This is a genomic window from Bradyrhizobium canariense (assembly GCF_019402665.1).
GTDB classification, from domain to species: Bacteria; Pseudomonadota; Alphaproteobacteria; order Rhizobiales; family Xanthobacteraceae; genus Bradyrhizobium; species Bradyrhizobium canariense.
On the sequence record NZ_VSST01000024.1, the window covers coordinates 167009 to 183068 of the forward strand.

Annotated in this window: 13 protein-coding genes, 2 tRNA genes and 1 pseudogene; 4 read left to right on the forward strand and 12 right to left on the reverse strand. The window is 63.3% G+C overall.

Translation table 11 applies throughout. The features are described from left to right. Positions 1–30 precede the first annotated feature (30 nt). On the reverse strand, positions 31–891 hold the full coding sequence (locus tag FXB41_RS14545; protein ID WP_219682227.1) for a class I SAM-dependent methyltransferase: 861 nt from the start codon (positions 889–891) through the stop codon (positions 31–33). Positions 892–1019: 128 nt separating this feature from the next. On the opposite strand from FXB41_RS14545, the gene FXB41_RS14550 reads away from it, so the two are divergent. Further along, positions 1020–1096, forward strand: a tRNA-Val gene (locus tag FXB41_RS14550). 8 nt (positions 1097–1104) lie between these two features. On the opposite strand, the gene FXB41_RS14555 is transcribed toward FXB41_RS14550, so the two are convergent. The 6 genes from FXB41_RS14555 to FXB41_RS14580 form a co-directional block, all read right to left on the reverse strand. Then, complete coding sequence (locus tag FXB41_RS14555) at positions 1105–1509, reverse strand: GFA family protein (RefSeq protein WP_219682260.1); 405 nt, start codon at positions 1507–1509, stop codon at positions 1105–1107. Between the two features lie 73 nt (positions 1510–1582). Continuing rightward, the gene (lon, locus tag FXB41_RS14560; RefSeq protein WP_219682228.1) at positions 1583–4006 is read right to left on the reverse strand and encodes an endopeptidase La; all 2424 of its coding nucleotides are present in this window, start codon (positions 4004–4006) and stop codon (positions 1583–1585) included. A gap of 323 nt (positions 4007–4329) precedes the next feature. Beyond that, positions 4330–5601, reverse strand: coding sequence for an ATP-dependent Clp protease ATP-binding subunit ClpX (gene clpX, locus FXB41_RS14565; RefSeq protein WP_007603503.1), 1272 nt, complete (start codon positions 5599–5601; stop codon positions 4330–4332). Between the two features lie 441 nt (positions 5602–6042). Further along, positions 6043–6678: an ATP-dependent Clp protease proteolytic subunit gene (locus FXB41_RS14570; protein WP_007603501.1), complete on the reverse strand. Its 636-nt coding sequence runs from the start codon at positions 6676–6678 to the stop codon at positions 6043–6045. 318 nt (positions 6679–6996) lie between these two features. Continuing rightward, positions 6997–8358: a trigger factor gene (gene tig, locus FXB41_RS14575; protein WP_219682229.1), complete on the reverse strand. Its 1362-nt coding sequence runs from the start codon at positions 8356–8358 to the stop codon at positions 6997–6999. Between the two features lie 173 nt (positions 8359–8531). Continuing rightward, positions 8532–8616: transfer RNA gene (locus FXB41_RS14580), tRNA-Leu, on the reverse strand. 152 nt (positions 8617–8768) lie between these two features. On the opposite strand from FXB41_RS14580, the gene FXB41_RS14585 reads away from it, so the two are divergent. Continuing rightward, positions 8769–10085: a multicopper oxidase family protein gene (locus tag FXB41_RS14585; RefSeq protein WP_219682230.1), complete on the forward strand. Its 1317-nt coding sequence runs from the start codon at positions 8769–8771 to the stop codon at positions 10083–10085. A gap of 10 nt (positions 10086–10095) precedes the next feature. On the opposite strand, the gene FXB41_RS14590 is transcribed toward FXB41_RS14585, so the two are convergent. From FXB41_RS14590 to FXB41_RS14605, 4 genes and pseudogenes are all read right to left on the reverse strand, one after another. Then, on the reverse strand, positions 10096–10383 hold the full coding sequence (locus FXB41_RS14590; RefSeq protein ID WP_007603498.1) for an addiction module antidote protein: 288 nt from the start codon (positions 10381–10383) through the stop codon (positions 10096–10098). 1 nt (position 10384) lies between these two features. Then, positions 10385–10669 (reverse strand): annotated as a pseudogene (locus tag FXB41_RS14595) (type II toxin-antitoxin system RelE/ParE family toxin); the annotation flags it as partial. Between the two features lie 32 nt (positions 10670–10701). Continuing rightward, positions 10702–11151, reverse strand: a complete 450-nt coding sequence (locus FXB41_RS14600; protein WP_219682231.1) for a GNAT family N-acetyltransferase — start codon at positions 11149–11151, stop codon at positions 10702–10704. After that, positions 11151–12650, reverse strand: coding sequence for an NAD(P)H-hydrate dehydratase (locus FXB41_RS14605; protein WP_219682232.1), 1500 nt, complete (start codon positions 12648–12650; stop codon positions 11151–11153). The genes FXB41_RS14600 and FXB41_RS14605 overlap by 1 nt, the downstream gene beginning before the upstream one ends. 382 nt (positions 12651–13032) lie before the next feature. Between FXB41_RS14605 and FXB41_RS14610 the strand changes: the two genes are divergently transcribed. Further along, positions 13033–13371: a P-II family nitrogen regulator gene (locus tag FXB41_RS14610; protein WP_007603495.1), complete on the forward strand. Its 339-nt coding sequence runs from the start codon at positions 13033–13035 to the stop codon at positions 13369–13371. A gap of 149 nt (positions 13372–13520) precedes the next feature. Next, a complete protein-coding gene (gene glnA, locus FXB41_RS14615) occupies positions 13521–14930 on the forward strand; it encodes a type I glutamate--ammonia ligase (RefSeq protein ID WP_007603494.1) in 1410 nt (469 codons plus the stop codon). A 263-nt stretch (positions 14931–15193) separates the two neighbouring features. Here glnA and FXB41_RS14620 read toward each other — a convergent pair whose 3' ends face one another. Next, positions 15194–15967 carry a gamma-glutamyl-gamma-aminobutyrate hydrolase family protein gene (locus FXB41_RS14620; RefSeq protein ID WP_219682233.1) on the reverse strand — a complete coding sequence of 258 codons (774 nt, stop codon included), beginning with the start codon at positions 15965–15967 and terminating at the stop codon, positions 15194–15196. Positions 15968–16060 lie beyond the last annotated feature (93 nt).

A 16060-nucleotide genomic window follows, 5' to 3' on the forward strand; every position in this document is an offset into this window, starting at 1 on the left:
TTGGCGACGGCTACGCCTAGACAGTGACGCCTACGCCGCCTTCGCCGTCACGATCCAGATCGCGCCCTGAAGCGCCACGCTCTGCCCCTTCAGGAACGGCGCGAGCATCTCGCGGATCGAGGCTTTTGCCGCGGCATATGTCTCCGGAGGATGGCCCTGCAGCGCGCGGCTGGCGGGGCCGATCTGGAGCGAGCCCTCGACCGCGGCATCCAGCCCGCCACCGATCGCGACATCCATCGCGAGATTGTGCGGCTCCATGGCGACGTCGACGAAGCCCGCGCCCTTCAGGATGCGCGTCACGCGCTCTTCGGAGGCAAAGGCGAACGGGCCCGGCTCGTCCGGCCCGACCGGCGGCATCTTGGGCACATGTTTGTAGACCGCCATCAACGGCGCCATCATCCACGGATTTTCCTTCGGCTCGCGCCAGCAGGCAAACGCCAATCGCCCCGTCGGCTTCAGCGCACGGCGGAGGTTGGTGAAAGATGCGATGGGATCGGCGAAGAACATCACGCCGAACCGCGAGGCCAGTAGGTCAAAGCTCGCCGGCTCGAATGCATGCACCGTCGCATCCGCCAGCACGAAATCGAGCGGCAAGCCCTTTGGCGCAAACGCACGCGCCTGCGACAGCATCGGCTCGGAGACGTCGAGCCCAAGCGCGAAACCATTCGGGGTCACCGCTTTCGCGAACGCGAACGTCGTCGCGCCGGAGCCGCAACCGACATCGAGGACGCGCTCGCCCGGCTTCGGCCTGGCGCGGGCGATCAGCACGTCGGCAATGGGGCCGAGCAGGCTCTCCTGCGCCGCATGGCGATCGGCCCAGCGCTGCCCGCTGGGGCCATTCCAGTAGGCGATCTGGTCGGCGTTCTGCTCGTGTCCGCTCGGCTGTTCCATTGGGGCCTCTGTCGTTTTGTCGGTCGTGATACCACGCCGGAAGGTCATCAAGCGGTTCAAATGAGCACGGTTTGCGGTGCGGCCGCCTCTTGCTCCAACACCCGAGGGGGCGCTAAAGAGGCGCCGTGGGGCGGTTAGCTCAGCTGGTTAGAGCATCTCGTTTACACCGAGAGGGTCCGCGGTTCGAATCCGTGACCGCCCACCAGCCGGCCCTCAATCTCCCGGCCGTCCCGGCAGCAGTGGCACCGCGTCGATCCACACCGCCGCCGACTGGCACCAGATCTGCCTGACGGGCCGCAATTTGTCGCGCTGGCGAATGCTGCCCCAGCGGATGCCCCAATCGTCCTCCTGATCGCCCTCGCCGCTCGTGAATAGCGGGGAACCGCAGTCGCCACAGAAATGCTGGAAGCGCATCCGGCCATTATCGCCGCGCTTGCCGTAGATTCTGGGCGTGCCGGCGGTCAGCTTGACGTCCGCCTTGGTGCAGATCGCCGTCACCCGGAACGGCGATCCCGTAAGGGTCTGGCAGTCCCGGCAATGGCAGACCGACACCGTCTCGGGATCGATCTCCGCTTCAAAGGTGATCGCGCCGCAATGGCATTGCCCGTCGATGTGCATTGTCGTCATCCGCTGCCCCACAACAAAAACGGCGCCCGAAGGCGCCGTTTTATCATCTTTTCGAGCTGTGATCTCAGTGAGCGGTCAGGCCGCCGGCGGCTTCGTCGCCGTCCGGCTTCACCGTCACCTTGGTGTCCTCTTCCCAGACGATCGGCACCGGCTTCTTGACCAGCGCCTTGGCGACGACGTCGTCGAGGCGCGAGACCGGGATGATCTCCATGCCGCCCTTGATCGCATCGGAAATCTCCGTGAGATCCTTGGCGTTGTCCTCGGGGATCAGCACCGTCTTGATGCCGCCGCGGGCAGCAGCCAGCAGCTTCTCCTTCAGGCCGCCGATCGGCAGCACGCGGCCGCGCAGCGTGATCTCGCCGGTCATCGCAACATCATGGCGGACCGGGATGCCGGTCATGACCGAGATGATCGCGGTGGCCATCGCCACGCCCGCCGACGGACCGTCCTTCGGCGTCGCGCCTTCCGGCACGTGCACGTGGATGTCGCGCCGGTCGAACAGCGGCGGCTCGATGCCGTAGACGATCGCGCGCGAGCGGACATAGGACGCCGCCGCCGAGATCGATTCCTTCATCACGTCACGCAGATTGCCCGTAACCGTCATCTTGCCCTTGCCGGGCATCATGACGCCTTCGATTGTCAACAGCTCGCCGCCGACATCGGTCCAGGCAAGGCCGGTGACGATACCGACCTGCGGCTCACTCTCGATCTCGCCGTAGCGGTACTTCGGCACGCCGAGCAGCTCTTCCAGAGTCTTCTCGGTGACCTTGACCGACTTCTTTTTGGAGATCATCAGCTCCTTCACCGCCTTGCGGGCGAGTGTGGAGAGCTCACGCTCCAAATTGCGCACGCCCGCTTCGCGGGTGTAGCGGCGGATCAGAAGCAGCAGCGCGTCGTCGTCGATCGAGAACTCCTTGGAATCCAGGCCGTGCTTGGACACCGCATTCGGGATCAGGTGCTTGCGCGCGATCTCGACCTTCTCGTTCTCGGTGTAGCCCGCGATCCGGATGATCTCCATGCGGTCCATCAGCGGCCCCGGAATATTGAGCGTATTCGCGGTGGTGATGAACATCACGTTGGACAGATCGTAGTCGACCTCGAGATAGTGGTCGTTGAAGGTCGCGTTCTGCTCGGGGTCGAGAACCTCGAGCAGCGCCGAGGACGGATCGCCGCGGAAATCGGCGCCCATCTTGTCGATCTCGTCCAGCAGGAACAGCGGATTGGACGACTTCGCCTTCCGCATCGACTGAATGATCTTGCCGGGCATCGAGCCGATATAGGTGCGGCGGTGACCGCGGATCTCGGCCTCGTCGCGCACGCCGCCGAGCGAGACGCGCACGAATTCGCGCCCCGTCGCCTTCGCGATCGACTTGCCGAGCGAGGTCTTGCCGACGCCGGGAGGACCGACGAGGCACAGAATCGGGCCCGTGAGCTTGTTGGCGCGCGACTGCACGGCCAGATACTCGACGATGCGGTCCTTGACCTTCTCCAACCCGTAGTGATCCGCATCCAGAACCGCCTGCGCGGCCTCCAGATCCTTCTTCACCTTGGACTTCTTGTTCCACGGGATCGACAGCAGCCAATCCAGATAGTTGCGCACGACGGTCGCTTCCGCGGACATCGGCGACATCTGGCGCAGCTTCTTCAATTCATGCTGCGCCTTCTCGCGCGCTTCCTTGGAGAGCTTGGTCTTGGAGATCTTCTCTTCGAGATCGGCGAGCTCGTCGCGACCGTCGTCGTCGCCGAGTTCCTTCTGGATCGCCTTCATCTGCTCGTTGAGATAGTACTCGCGCTGGGTCTTCTCCATCTGGCGCTTGACGCGCGAGCGGATGCGCTTCTCGACCTGGAGCACCGAGATCTCGCTCTCCATCAGGCCCAGCACCTTCTCGAGGCGCTGCGTGACCGACAGCGTCTCCAGGATGCCCTGGCGATCCGCGATCTTGACAGCGAGATGCGAGGCGACGGTGTCGGCGAGCTTGGCGAAATCGGTGATCGCCTGCACGACGCCGACGACCTCGGCCGAGATCTTCTTGTTGAGCTTCACATAGCTCTCGAAGTCGGACACGACCGAGCGCGCCATGGCCTCGGCCTCGACCGACTTCGCGTCGGTGTCGGCGAGCGCAATCGCGGTCGCTTCGTAATAGTCGGCACGATCGGTGTACTTCTGCACGCGCGCACGCTCGAGCCCTTCGACCAGCACCTTCACGGTGCCGTCGGGAAGCTTCAAGAGCTGAAGCACGCAGGCAAGCGTACCGGTCTCGTAAATGGAATCGGGTGCCGGATCATCGTCGGACGCGTTCTTCTGGGTCGCGAGCATGATCAGCGCGTCGTTCTTCATCACCTCTTCGAGCGCGCGGATCGACTTCTCGCGGCCGACGAAGAGCGGAACGATCATGTGCGGGAAGACGACGATGTCGCGCAGCGGCAGCACGGGATAGGCGTGCGTTTCGCCATGAACGATGGTTGGCCTGGGTTTTGGATTGGTCATGGCCTTTTCCTTTTGCTTTGCCCCCTTGCACGCAGCCCGCCATGCTCATGCGCAACCGCCACAAGGTGCCGAGGTGATCCGCAAAACCGGTCGGTCCTTCTGAGGTTGGACCGGCCTGCCGGATCGGAACTGAGGCGAATCTTGAAGAGAATTTTTGCTCGCCGCCGACATTAGGTGGCTATCGACCCGGGGGGTGTCAAGTCATTGAAAGACGCGCGCCATCAGGCGCTTACGCACGCGAACAAGCGACACAACACCGGCTGCGGAGATATTTTCCGCAGCCCCTTGCTTGATGAGACGATTGGAGCGTTCCAGCGCCGAAATCAGGCGCTGGCGTTCTCGACGGCGCGATCGGACCGATCGGCGTAGATGTAGAGCGGGCGCGCCGTTCCTTCCACGACTTCGCGGGAAATCACGACTTCTTCCACACCTTCGAGGCCCGGCAGGTCGAACATGGTCTCGAGCAGGATCGCCTCGAGGATCGAACGCAGCCCGCGCGCACCGGTCTTGCGCTCGATCGCCCTGCGGGCCACCGCGCCAAGCGCCTCGTCGGCGAAGGTCAGCTCGATGTTCTCCATCTCGAACAGCCGCTGGTACTGCTTCACCAGCGCGTTCTTCGGCTCGACCAGGATCTTCTTGAGCGAAGCCTCGTCCAGATCCTCCAGCGTCGCCACGACGGGCAGACGGCCGACGAATTCCGGGATCAGGCCATACTTCAGGAGATCCTCCGGCTCGACGTGACGGAAGATTTCGCCGGTGCGGCGGTCTTCCGGCGCGAGCACCTGGGCGGCGAAACCGATCGAGGTCGACCGTCCGCGTGCCGAGATGATCTTTTCGAGGCCCGAGAACGCACCACCGCAGATGAACAGGATATTGGTGGTGTCCACCTGCAGGAACTCCTGCTGCGGATGCTTGCGGCCGCCCTGCGGCGGGACCGAAGCCACCGTGCCTTCCATGATCTTGAGCAGTGCCTGCTGCACGCCCTCACCCGACACGTCCCGCGTGATCGAGGGATTGTCGGACTTGCGGCTGATCTTGTCGATTTCGTCGATATAGACGATGCCGCGCTGGGCACGCTCGACATTGTAGTCGGCGGCCTGGAGCAGCTTCAGGATGATGTTCTCGACGTCCTCGCCGACATAGCCGGCTTCGGTCAGCGTCGTCGCATCCGCCATCGTGAACGGCACGTCCAGGATGCGGGCGAGCGTCTGCGCGAGCAGCGTCTTGCCCGAACCGGTCGGACCGATCAGCAGGATGTTCGACTTCGCAAGCTCGACGTCGTTGTGCTTGGTCTGGTGGTTGAGGCGCTTGTAGTGATTGTGCACCGCGACCGAGAGGACCTTCTTCGCATGGTTCTGTCCGATTACGTAATCGTCCAGCACCTTGCAGATTTCCTTCGGCGTCGGAATCCCGTCGCGCGACTTCACCAGCGAGGATTTGTTCTCCTCGCGAATGATGTCCATGCAGAGCTCGACGCACTCGTCGCAAATGAAGACCGTGGGACCCGCGATCAGTTTGCGAACTTCGTGCTGGCTCTTGCCGCAGAACGAGCAATACAGCGTGTTCTTGGAGTCGCTCGTGCCGACCTTACTCATTCATGTCTCCGTCCGCGGTTCGATCCCGTCCGCTCGATCGCCCTATTCCGGCACGACAGCCGGTACAGTCCTTCAAATAGAGCAAATTCCGTACCAAAAAAGACCCTACGCGTTGCATGCCGTGCGAATCACGGTCACTCGATTCTCCGCGATCATAGCCGATCAGTCGTAGCGAACCATGCTGTCACCCGACTATCAAGAATTCGCTAATCGGGGAGCGCCGGCTACCCGTGACAATACCGTGATTTCCGGTCTTGGCACGGGCGAAGTGATCGAAATCACCCCGGCGTTGCTGGATTGCCACGAAAAACAAGCACGAAAGCGGAACTTTCTGCCTGTCGCAGGGCGCAAAACTGCGTTTTGCGACGCGCGCACGTGTCCTTAACGTGAACGCTCCCTGACGGTGCCGGCGATCCCAGAGGGATTGCCGGCACCGTAGTGCTACGGAGTCTTCGGCGCCGCGGTTTCCTCGGCGCGCTTGTCGATGACCCTGTCGACCAAACCGAACTCCTTGGCGTCGCTCGCAGTAAGGAACTTGTCGCGTTCCAGCGCGTCCTCGATCGCCTTGTAGGTCTGGCCGGTGTGCTTCACGTAGATCTCGTTGAGCCGCTTCTTCAGGTTCAGGATTTCCTGTGCGTGCAGCATGATGTCGGTGGCCTGGCCCTGGAAGCCGCCGGAAGGTTGATGCACCATGATGCGCGCGTTCGGCAGCGAGAAGCGCATGTCCTTCTCGCCGGCGCAGAGCAGCAGCGAGCCCATCGAGGCGGCCTGGCCCGTGCACAGCGTCGAGACCGGCGGACGAATGAACTGCATGGTGTCGTAGATCGCGAGGCCCGACGTCACCACGCCGCCCGGCGAGTTGATGTACATCGAGATTTCCTTCTTCGGATTTTCCGCCTCAAGGAACAACAGCTGCGCGACGATCAGCGTCGACATGCCGTCCTCGACCGGCCCGGTCAGGAAGATGATGCGCTCTTTCAGAAGGCGCGAGAAAATGTCGTAGGCGCGCTCGCCACGGTTGGTCTGCTCGACCACCATGGGCACGAGGTTCATGTAGGTTTCAACCGGATCGCGCATGAGTCACCTAGGGTTTTGAAGAGGCGGACATCGCCAGGCCCGGCTGCCAGTCGGGGCTGGATCTGCCGGAAGGCCGATGGACGTCCCGTGATGCAGGAACTTGGTAGAAGAACTTGGTAGAAGCAGAAGGCGTAGCGACAGATATAGCCCAATTCGCGCCTGACAAGTGCGGAGCGAATTAAGGCTTAATCCGTGAGGCAGTTGAAGCTGATTCGTACAAAGAGGCCCAGCCGGCCACCTGGCTAGCTCGACCTCTTCGCTGATCATCCTTAATGCAAGGCTATCCCAAAGGCTCTCCTAAAGGCTCTTCTGGAGCCCTCAGGCGGCGGTCTTTTCCGCCTCGTCGTCCTTGTAGAGATCGTCGCGCGAGACCTTCTTCTCAGTCACCTTGGCAAGCTCGAGGATGAAGTCGACGACCTTGTCCTCATAGATCGGTGCACGAAGCTGGGCCAACGCTTGGGCGTTGCTGCGGTAATAGTCCCAGACCTCCTTCTCGCGGCCCGGCATCGAGCGCGCCCGCTCGATCACGGCGCGGCCGACCTCGTCGTCGGTCACGGAGATCTTGTTCTTCTCGCCGATCTCGGAGAGCACGAGCCCCAGCCGCACGCGGCGGTCGGCGATCTTACGGTACTCTTCCTTGGCGGCGTCTTCAGTGGTGTCCTCGTCGGCGAAGGTCTTGCCGGCGGAGTCCATCTCGGCCTTCACCGAGTTCCACATCAGATTGAACTCCTCGTCGACCAGCGAGGGCGGAGCCTCGAAGCGATGGGCCTCGTCGAGGCGGTCGAGCAGCGCGCGCTTGACGCGCTGGCGCGTCGCGGTCGCGAACTCGGCGACCAGCCGCTCGCGCGCCGCTTCCTTCAGCTTGTCCAGCGATTCGAGGCCGAGCGTCTTGGCGAACTCGTCGTCGATCGCGAGATCCTGCGGCGCCTCGATCAGCGTCGCGGTGGTCTCGAACTCGGCCGGCTGGCCGGCGAGCTTATCGTTCATGTAGTTCTTGGGGAACGCCACCTTCAGCGTGCGGGTCTCGCCCGCGCCGATCCCGATGAGCTGCTCTTCGAAGCCGGGGATGAAGGTGTTGGATCCGATCACCACCTGGATGCCCTCGCCGGCGCCGCCCTCGAAGGGCTCGCCGTTGATGGTGCCCTTGAAGGCGACGGTGACGCGATCGCCCGACTCGGCCTTGGCGCCCTCGCCCTTCGCGGCATAGCCGCGGTTCGAATCGGCGATGCGCTTGATCGCCTCGTCGACGTCGGCGTCGGTGACTTCGGCGACGGGCTTCTCGACCTCGAAGGTCTTGAAGTCGGCGAGCGCGATCGACGGCACCACCTCGATCGCAACCGTATAGGTCAGGTCGGTTTTGCCGTTGAGCAGCTCCTCGACCTCGGCCTGCTCGGTCGGCATGGTGATCTTGGGTTCGGTCGCAAGGCGGAAGCCGCGCTCGGAGAACAGCTGCGTGTTGGTGTCACGAATGGTCTGGTCGATGGTCTCGGCCATCACCGAGCGGCCATAGACCTTCTTGAGGTGCGTGACCGGCACCTTGCCGGGACGGAAGCCGTTGATGCGAACCTTGTCCTTGAGGTCGACGAGCTTGGCACCGGCCTTGGCGTCGAGATCAGACGCGGGAACGCTGATCTTGAACTCGCGCTTCAAACCTTCCGAGAGGGTTTCTGTGACCTGCATGGTGTCCAATCTTCTTCTCGTTCGGTCCCGGCGCGCATGCGTCGGGACGCTGTCATTAATCGATCCGGCGCGAGGCGAGCGCCTCAACGCCGGTGGTTCATCGGACCGGCTTCCGGCGGACAAACATCCGCGCGGGAGCAGATCGCGTAATCCGTGCAAACGCTGAAAGCGCTTGGTGCGGGCGGAGGGACTCGAACCCCCACAACTTTCGTCACTGGAACCTAAATCCAGCGCGTCTACCAGTTCCGCCACGCCCGCGTAAATTTGCATCAAGACCGGCCGCGATGCCGCGGGCGGCGGGCTTATAGCATGTGCCCGCCTGTTCGCAGCAAAAAAATGGCCCGATAGAGGCAGGCTTCAACTAGGCACGACGGCTGGACTTATCCAGCACGGCGTGGTCGGGATCGGCCATGAGAACGCGGATTTTCGACCCGACGAGGCGCGAGGTTTTGGCCGGGCTTGGAGCGGGACTGGGCGCCTCTGCGGCCGGGCTGATGGCGGGCGGCGCAGTCCCGGCCATGACCGCCCAACTCGCCCTTCAGGCAAGGCCGGCGACGTTGGCTCTGAGGCCGGGTCAGCCGGCTACACCGATCTGGGAGCTGGCCGCCGTAAGCCACCTCGGGGATGTCCGTCTCAAACGTGGCGACCGCTGCGAGGTGGTCTTTCGCAACGGCCTGCCCGTACCGCTTGCACCAGTCTGGTACGGCCTCAATGGCCCGGACGCGGCCGACCCGCTTCGAGGACGCGCCCCGACGGCCCCGGACGCGACGGAAACATCAATTATTTCAGTGCCAAACGCAGGAACCCTGCTGGCCGACTTTCGCCTGTTCGAGGACAGCCTGAAGCAGCCCGCGCGCCCGCTTCCGATCATCGCCACCGAGACCAACGCGGTCGCCGCCGATCGCGACGTGGTCCTCTTGATCGAGGAATGGCGGCTGCGGCCGGATGGGACCGCGCTTCTCCCGGGCCGGGACCCGAAGGACACGTCCCCGCTCTATACAATCAACGGAACGACTTCATTCGAACTCTCAGCTTCGGCGAATGAGCGGCTGCGGCTGCGCTTTATCAACGGCTCGCAACGTTCTGTTCTGGCGATCAAATTGGAAAGTCACGAGGTCCAGGTGCTGGCCTTGGACGGACAGCCGGCTGAGCCGTTCCCGGCTCGCAACGGCGCCCTGGTGCTGGCTCCCGGCGCACGCGCCGACGCCTTCGTGGATGCGGCCACATCGGCCCCATTCCTGCTGCATGACGGCAATGAGGCGCGCCAGGTCGGCCGCCTGACGGTCTCCGGCAAGCTTGAGCGGCGCGCGCCGCTGTTGCCGCCGCAGCCGCTCCCTCCGAATGACCTGCCCGAGCGACTCGATCTGAAAGGCGCCCTGCGGTTCGATGTCGCGCTCGGGGCAGCCGACGCCGGGTGGGTACTGCCCGCAAATTTCTCGACGTCCTCCGCCCCCGCTTTTCGCACCAAGGCCGGCCGCACCGTCGTGCTGGCGCTCAAGAACCCCGCACCCGTCGCCATCGTCGTCCATCTGCACGGCCACCATTTCCGCCTGCTCGACAAGCTCGACGACGGTTGGAAGCCCTATTGGCTCGACACGCTCGCGATCGAACCCGGCCAGACTCAGCGCATCGCGTTCGCTGCGGCCTCCCCCGGGCGATGGCTGATCGAAACCGTCGTAACCGAATGGGCCGCCCCGCGGCTGGTGCGCTGGTACGGGGTGGAGTGAGGGGCTCCGACTAGGCGTGCGGCTTGGCTGTGAGTTCGATCCCGAGCGCCTTCATCACCGCAATAGTCGTTTTCAGCGTCGGATTGCCGTTGGTGCTGAACGAGCGATAGAGCTGCTCGCGAGAAAGACCAGTCTCTTTGGCGATCTGCGTCATCCCCTTGGCGCGGGCGACGACCCCAAGTGCATGGGCGATATAGGCCGCATCCTCGGTCTTGAACGCCTCTTCCATGAACACGGCAATGGCCTCGTCGGACTGCAGGTCTTCGGCCGGGTCATAGGTCGTCAGCTTCTCGCCCATCTCATTCGCTCCACATCTCGGCAAGGCGCTTCGCCGCCTTGATGTCTTTCACCTGCGTGCTCTTGTCGCCCCCGCACAGCAAAACGATGGTCGCGTTGCCCCGCTTCCGAAAATAGATGCGATATCCGGGCCCGTGATGAATACGCAGCTCGCTCACACGGTCGCCCACCGGTTCGACGTCGCCTGCGTGCCCATGAGCCAACCGATCCAATCGCGAAGCAATCAGCGCTCTGGCACGCTCATCCTTGAGACGTGATCGCCACTTCCGAAACGTCTCAGTCTGCTTTCAATCACATGTAGTTTTTAGACTACAATTGTTCACAAATGAAGTGGCCTACGCATCCAGAGGTACCGAGCGTCGGGTTCTTTCTCCTCGTTTCGGGTCCCGTTGGTCTGCTCGATCAACGTAAACCCGCGCGCTTCATAGAAGCGCCTTGCGCGCGCATTGCACTGGAAGGTCCAGAGCTCCAGCCGTTCGTTGGCATGCTTGGCGACGTCGAGAAGTTCGGCGCCAGTCCCCCGCCCTTGAACAGCGGGAAGCACGTAAAGCTGCTCGATCCAGCCGTCACGGAAAGCGATGATCCCGCTCAGTACATCGCCGTTGAAGCGTCCCCACACGCGGCACGTCGCGAACACATGCTCGCGGTAGAACCAGTGATCCTCGTCCGGCGTATGCAGCCCAGCGAGCCAGGGCATCGCATGGTCGAATGCAGCCCGGTGAACCTGCGCCGCCGCGCCCATATCGGTGAGCGCGAGCTGCCTGAGCATCAATATTCAATCCCCAGCGCATTATAGATCCGCCGGTGCACGGCCGGCAGCGTCTCGGTGAGATCCTCTGCTATCAGGCCCGGTCCCGCCTCGCTCGCCGCTTCGCCATGCATCCACACAGCGATGCTGGCGGCTTCGAATGCCGGCACGCCTTGCGCCAGCAGCCCTGCGATGATGCCGGCGAGCACGTCGCCGGCACCCGCGGTGGCGAGCCAGGGCGGCGCGTTGGCGGCGATGGTGGCGCGGCCGTCGGGCGCGGCAATCGTGGTGTCCGCGCCCTTCAGCAGCACGACCGCGCCGGAGCGTTCGGCGGCGGCGCGCACGCGCTCGATCTTCGAGCGCCCCGGATGTTTATTGCTGAGGTCGGAGAACAGCCGCGGGAACTCGCCCTCGTGCGGCGTCAGCACTACCGCCTTGTCCTGCGACGTCTTGATCGATTCGAACAGGCGCTCGGGATTGGCGGCAAAGCTCGTCAGCGCATCCGCGTCGAGCACCAGGCGCCGCTGCGCGCTAAGCGCTGTGTGGACGAGATCGCAGGTGCGCTCGCCGACCCCCGCGCCGGGGCCGATCATGCAGGTGTTGTAGCGCTTGTCACCGAGCAGCTCGCCGAACTCGATGGCGGTATCGACGGGGCGAACCATCACCGCGGTGAGCGCAGCCGCATTGATCGCCAGCGCATCACGCGGCGTGGCCAGAGTCACCAGGCCCGCCCCGGCGCGCAACGCCCCGCGCGCGGCGAGCCGCGCCGCACCGGTCGCCGCCGCATCGCCCGACACCGCCAGCACATGGCCTCGCGCGTATTTATGGCCGTCGATGCGCGGCACCGGAAAGGCTGCGCCCCAGAAGTCCGGATCGTTCTCGAAAATCTGCGGCGCGATCTCGTCCAGCACCTGCGCCTCGATGCCGATGTCGGCGACGCGGACCTGGCCGCAATGCATGCGCCCCGGCAGCAGCAGATGCGCCGGCTTCTTGCGGAAGAAGGTGACGGTCTCGGTGGCGTTCACCGCCACGCCCAGCACGGCCGCGCTGGTGCCGTTGATGCCGCTTGGCAGATCGACCGCGAGCACCGGCGCACCGTTGGCGTTGATCGCCTCGATCATCTCACGTGCCTCGCCGTCGACCGGACGGCTGAGGCCCGCGCCGAACAGCGCATCGATGATCAGCGCCGGTCGCCCGATCGCCTGCGGGTTGAACGGGAGCACCGGGTGTTTCCAGCCCCGTGCCGCCGAGGCCGCATCGCCCTGGAGCTGGTCCCGCTCGCACATCAGGATGACCGAGACCTCGCGGCCTTGCGCGGCGAGCTCGGCGGCTGCGACAAAACCGTCCCCACCGTTGTTGCCGGGGCCGGCCACGATCAGGATCGGCCCCTCCTCCACCAGCGCGTTGGCGGCCTCGGCGACCGCCTGGCCAGCACTGAGCATCAGCTTGAAGCCGGGGGTGCCTGCCGCAATGCTGAGCTGGTCGGCACGCTGCATTTCGGCGTTGGTCAGAACTTCCATGCCACTTCCCTGTCCAAAAGCCTTTTCAAGAGGCACGTTCTGCGTCGGGCGATCCGACGGAACAACGATCTGCACAAATATTGGACCCGTTTGCCTATTCCATAGTCTGCGGTATTTTGTGCGGGTCGGCGCCACCTATCAGAGCTGCACGTTAAAAGGCTGATAACGCTCCAATAATCAGGGCATTTGCAACTTGGCATAGACCCTGCTTTCGCGGAAGTCGCTTCGGTTCGTCGTGCTCACTGGCATTTATCAGGGTGTGGCCGGCCGTTGTTGCCGGACTGGTCAGGGATCCCGGCATAGCGAAGACAGGATCGTGCGTTAAGAAAAGCGCATCCTGACGAAGACGTTGCTATTTGTTCGAAAGGCCGGGAGGCGCGCAGTGAAGAAGATCGAAGCCATCATCAAGCCATTCAAGCTCGACGAGGTGAAGGAAGCGCTTCAGGAAGTCGGCCTTCAGGGCATCACCGTCACCGAAGCCAAGGGCTTCGGCCGGCAGAAGGGTCACGCCGAGCTGTACCGCGGCGCAGAATACATCGTCGACTTCCTGCCCAAGGTGAAGATCGAGATCGTGATCGGCGACGATCTGGTCGAGCGCGCCATCGACGCAATCCGCCGCGCAGCGCAAACCGGGCGCATCGGCGATGGCAAGATTTTCGTCTCCAACATCGAAGAGGCGATCCGCATCCGAACCGGCGAATCCGGGCTGGACGCTATCTGAGCCGGGTGCTATCCCGCATTTTGCGACATTCTGACAAGAAATAGGCTGCTTCGGCGGCCTCATTTTGTTTGTGCCTCGCGCGCCTCAAGAAGCGTGAACACGGTCGCTTGAAGCTTGGAAACCGACCCGCAGAGCCAAAAGGGGTATGCATGAAGACCGCCAAAGACGTCCTGAAATCGATCAAGGACAACGACGTCAAATACGTCGACCTGCGCTTCACCGATCCGCGCGGCAAGTGGCAGCACGTCACCTTCGACATCAGCATGATCGATGAAGACATTTTCGCCGAAGGAACGATGTTCGACGGCTCCTCGATCGCCGGCTGGAAGGCGATCAACGAGTCCGACATGTGCCTGATGCCCGATCCGGTGACCGCGACGATCGATCCGTTCTTCGCCGAGACCACCATGGTCATCACCTGCGACGTGCTTGAGCCGACCACCGGCGAGCCCTACAACCGAGACCCCCGCGGCATCGCCAAGAAGGCCGAGGCGATGGTGAAGTCGATGGGCGTCGGCGACACCGTGTTCGTCGGCCCCGAAGCCGAGTTCTTCGTGTTCGACGACGTGCGCTTCTCCGCCAACCCCTACAGCACCGGCTTCCGTCTCGACTCCTCGGAGCTGCCGACCAACTCTGACACCGAATATGAAGGCGGCAACCTCGGCCACCGCGTCCGTACCAAGGGCGGCTACTTCCCGGTGCCGCCGCAGGATTCCGTGCAGGACATGCGCTCGGAGATGCTCGGCGCCATGGCCAAGATGGGCGTCAAGGTCGAGAAGCACCATCACGAAGTCGCCTCCGCCCAGCACGAGCTCGGCATGAAGTTCGACACGCTGACCTTGATGGCCGACCACATGCAGATCTACAAATACTGCATCCACCAGGTCGCGCACATCTACGGCAAGACCGCCACCTTCATGCCGAAGCCGGTCTTCGGCGACAACGGCTCGGGCATGCACGTGCACCAGTCGATCTGGAAGGACGGCAAGCCGGTGTTCGCCGGCAACAAATACGCCGACCTGTCGGAGACCTGCCTCCATTACATCGGCGGCATCATCAAGCACGCCAAGGCGATCAACGCCTTCACCAACCCGTCGACCAACTCCTACAAGCGTCTGGTCCCGGGCTACGAGGCTCCCGTGCTGCTCGCCTATTCCGCGCGCAACCGCTCGGCCTCCTGCCGCATCCCCTACACCGCTTCGCCGAAGGCCAAGCGCGTCGAGGTGCGTTTCCCAGATCCGCTCGCCAATCCCTATCTCGGCTTCGCCGCGATGCTGATGGCCGGCCTCGACGGTATCAAGAACAAGATCGATCCGGGTCCGGCAATGGACAAGGACCTCTACGATCTGCCGAAGGAAGAGCTGAAGCAGATCCCGACCGTGTGCGGCAGCTTGCGCGAGGCGCTGGAAAACCTCGACAAGGACCGCGGCTTCCTCAAGAACGGCGGCGTGTTCGACGACGACTTCATCGACGCTTACATCGAGCTGAAGATGACCGAAGTCGCCCGCTTCGAAATGACCCCGCATCCGGTCGAGTTCGAAATGTACTATTCGGGCTAAACGGCCCGAACGACCGCGACACACGAAAGGCGCCCCTCGGGGCGCCTTTTTGATTGTGGTCCTCGACTTTCGTTCTGTGTCTGACTCCACTTCGTTCTCAAAGAACGAATCGGAATCGAGAAAACCGGCGCGCACCATTTCTTGATAACTGGTTTATTACGCCCGAGAGATCGAGGCCGCCTTCACGCCGTCACCCGACAGCGACTGGATTTGCTTCGCTGCGCTCACGATGACGATGGTTATGGGCCTCGGCGCGCTCGCAGCTACGCCGCCGCGCGCTGCTTCGCCACCATGGCTTCGCCAAAAGCCTCGAACAGTTTTCGATTGATCGGATTGTGCTGCGGGTCGTATTCGGCGTGCCATTGCACCCCGAGTGCAAAGGCCTTGGCTTCCGCGATGCGGATTGCCTCGATGGTGCCGTCCTCGGCGATGCCCTCGATCAGCACGCGCTTGCCGGGATCGAGGATGCCCTGGCCGTGCAGCGAATTGACCCTGATCTTGTTACAGCCGAGCAAGTCTGCGAACGCGCCGCCCGGCGTCAGATCGACGTCGTGACGATCGGCGAACACCACGGTCGGATCGGGATGGATCTCGCCGTTCTCGAGCCTCGGCATGCGGTGGTTCATGCGGCCCGGGATTTCGCGGATCTCGGGATGCAGCGAGCCGCCGAAGGCGACGTTCATCTCCTGGAGGCCCCGGCAGATGCCGAACAGCGGGATGCCGCGGGCAACGCATGCGACCGAGAGCGCCAGCGCCACCTCGTCGCGGTGGATGTCGTAGGGCTCGTGCGCCTCACACGGATCGACGTTGAAACGGGTTGGGTGGACATTGGCGCGAGCACCGGTGAGCACGATGCCGTCGACAGTGTCGAGCAGCGCGCCGATATCGGTGATATCGGGCGAGCCCGCGAACATCACCGGCAGGCCGCCGGACACCTCGGCCACGGCGCGCAGATTACGCTCGCCGACCATCTGGACCTGAAATCGATTTTCAACGCGATGGGCGTTCCCGATCACGCCGACGACCGGCTTTCTCATCTCCCGTTCAGACCTTTCGCCGAAGACGATTCTCCAAACATGCCCCTGGGATGGAACAAATTCAACAGAAGGGTACGCGGGACGGCAATGCTA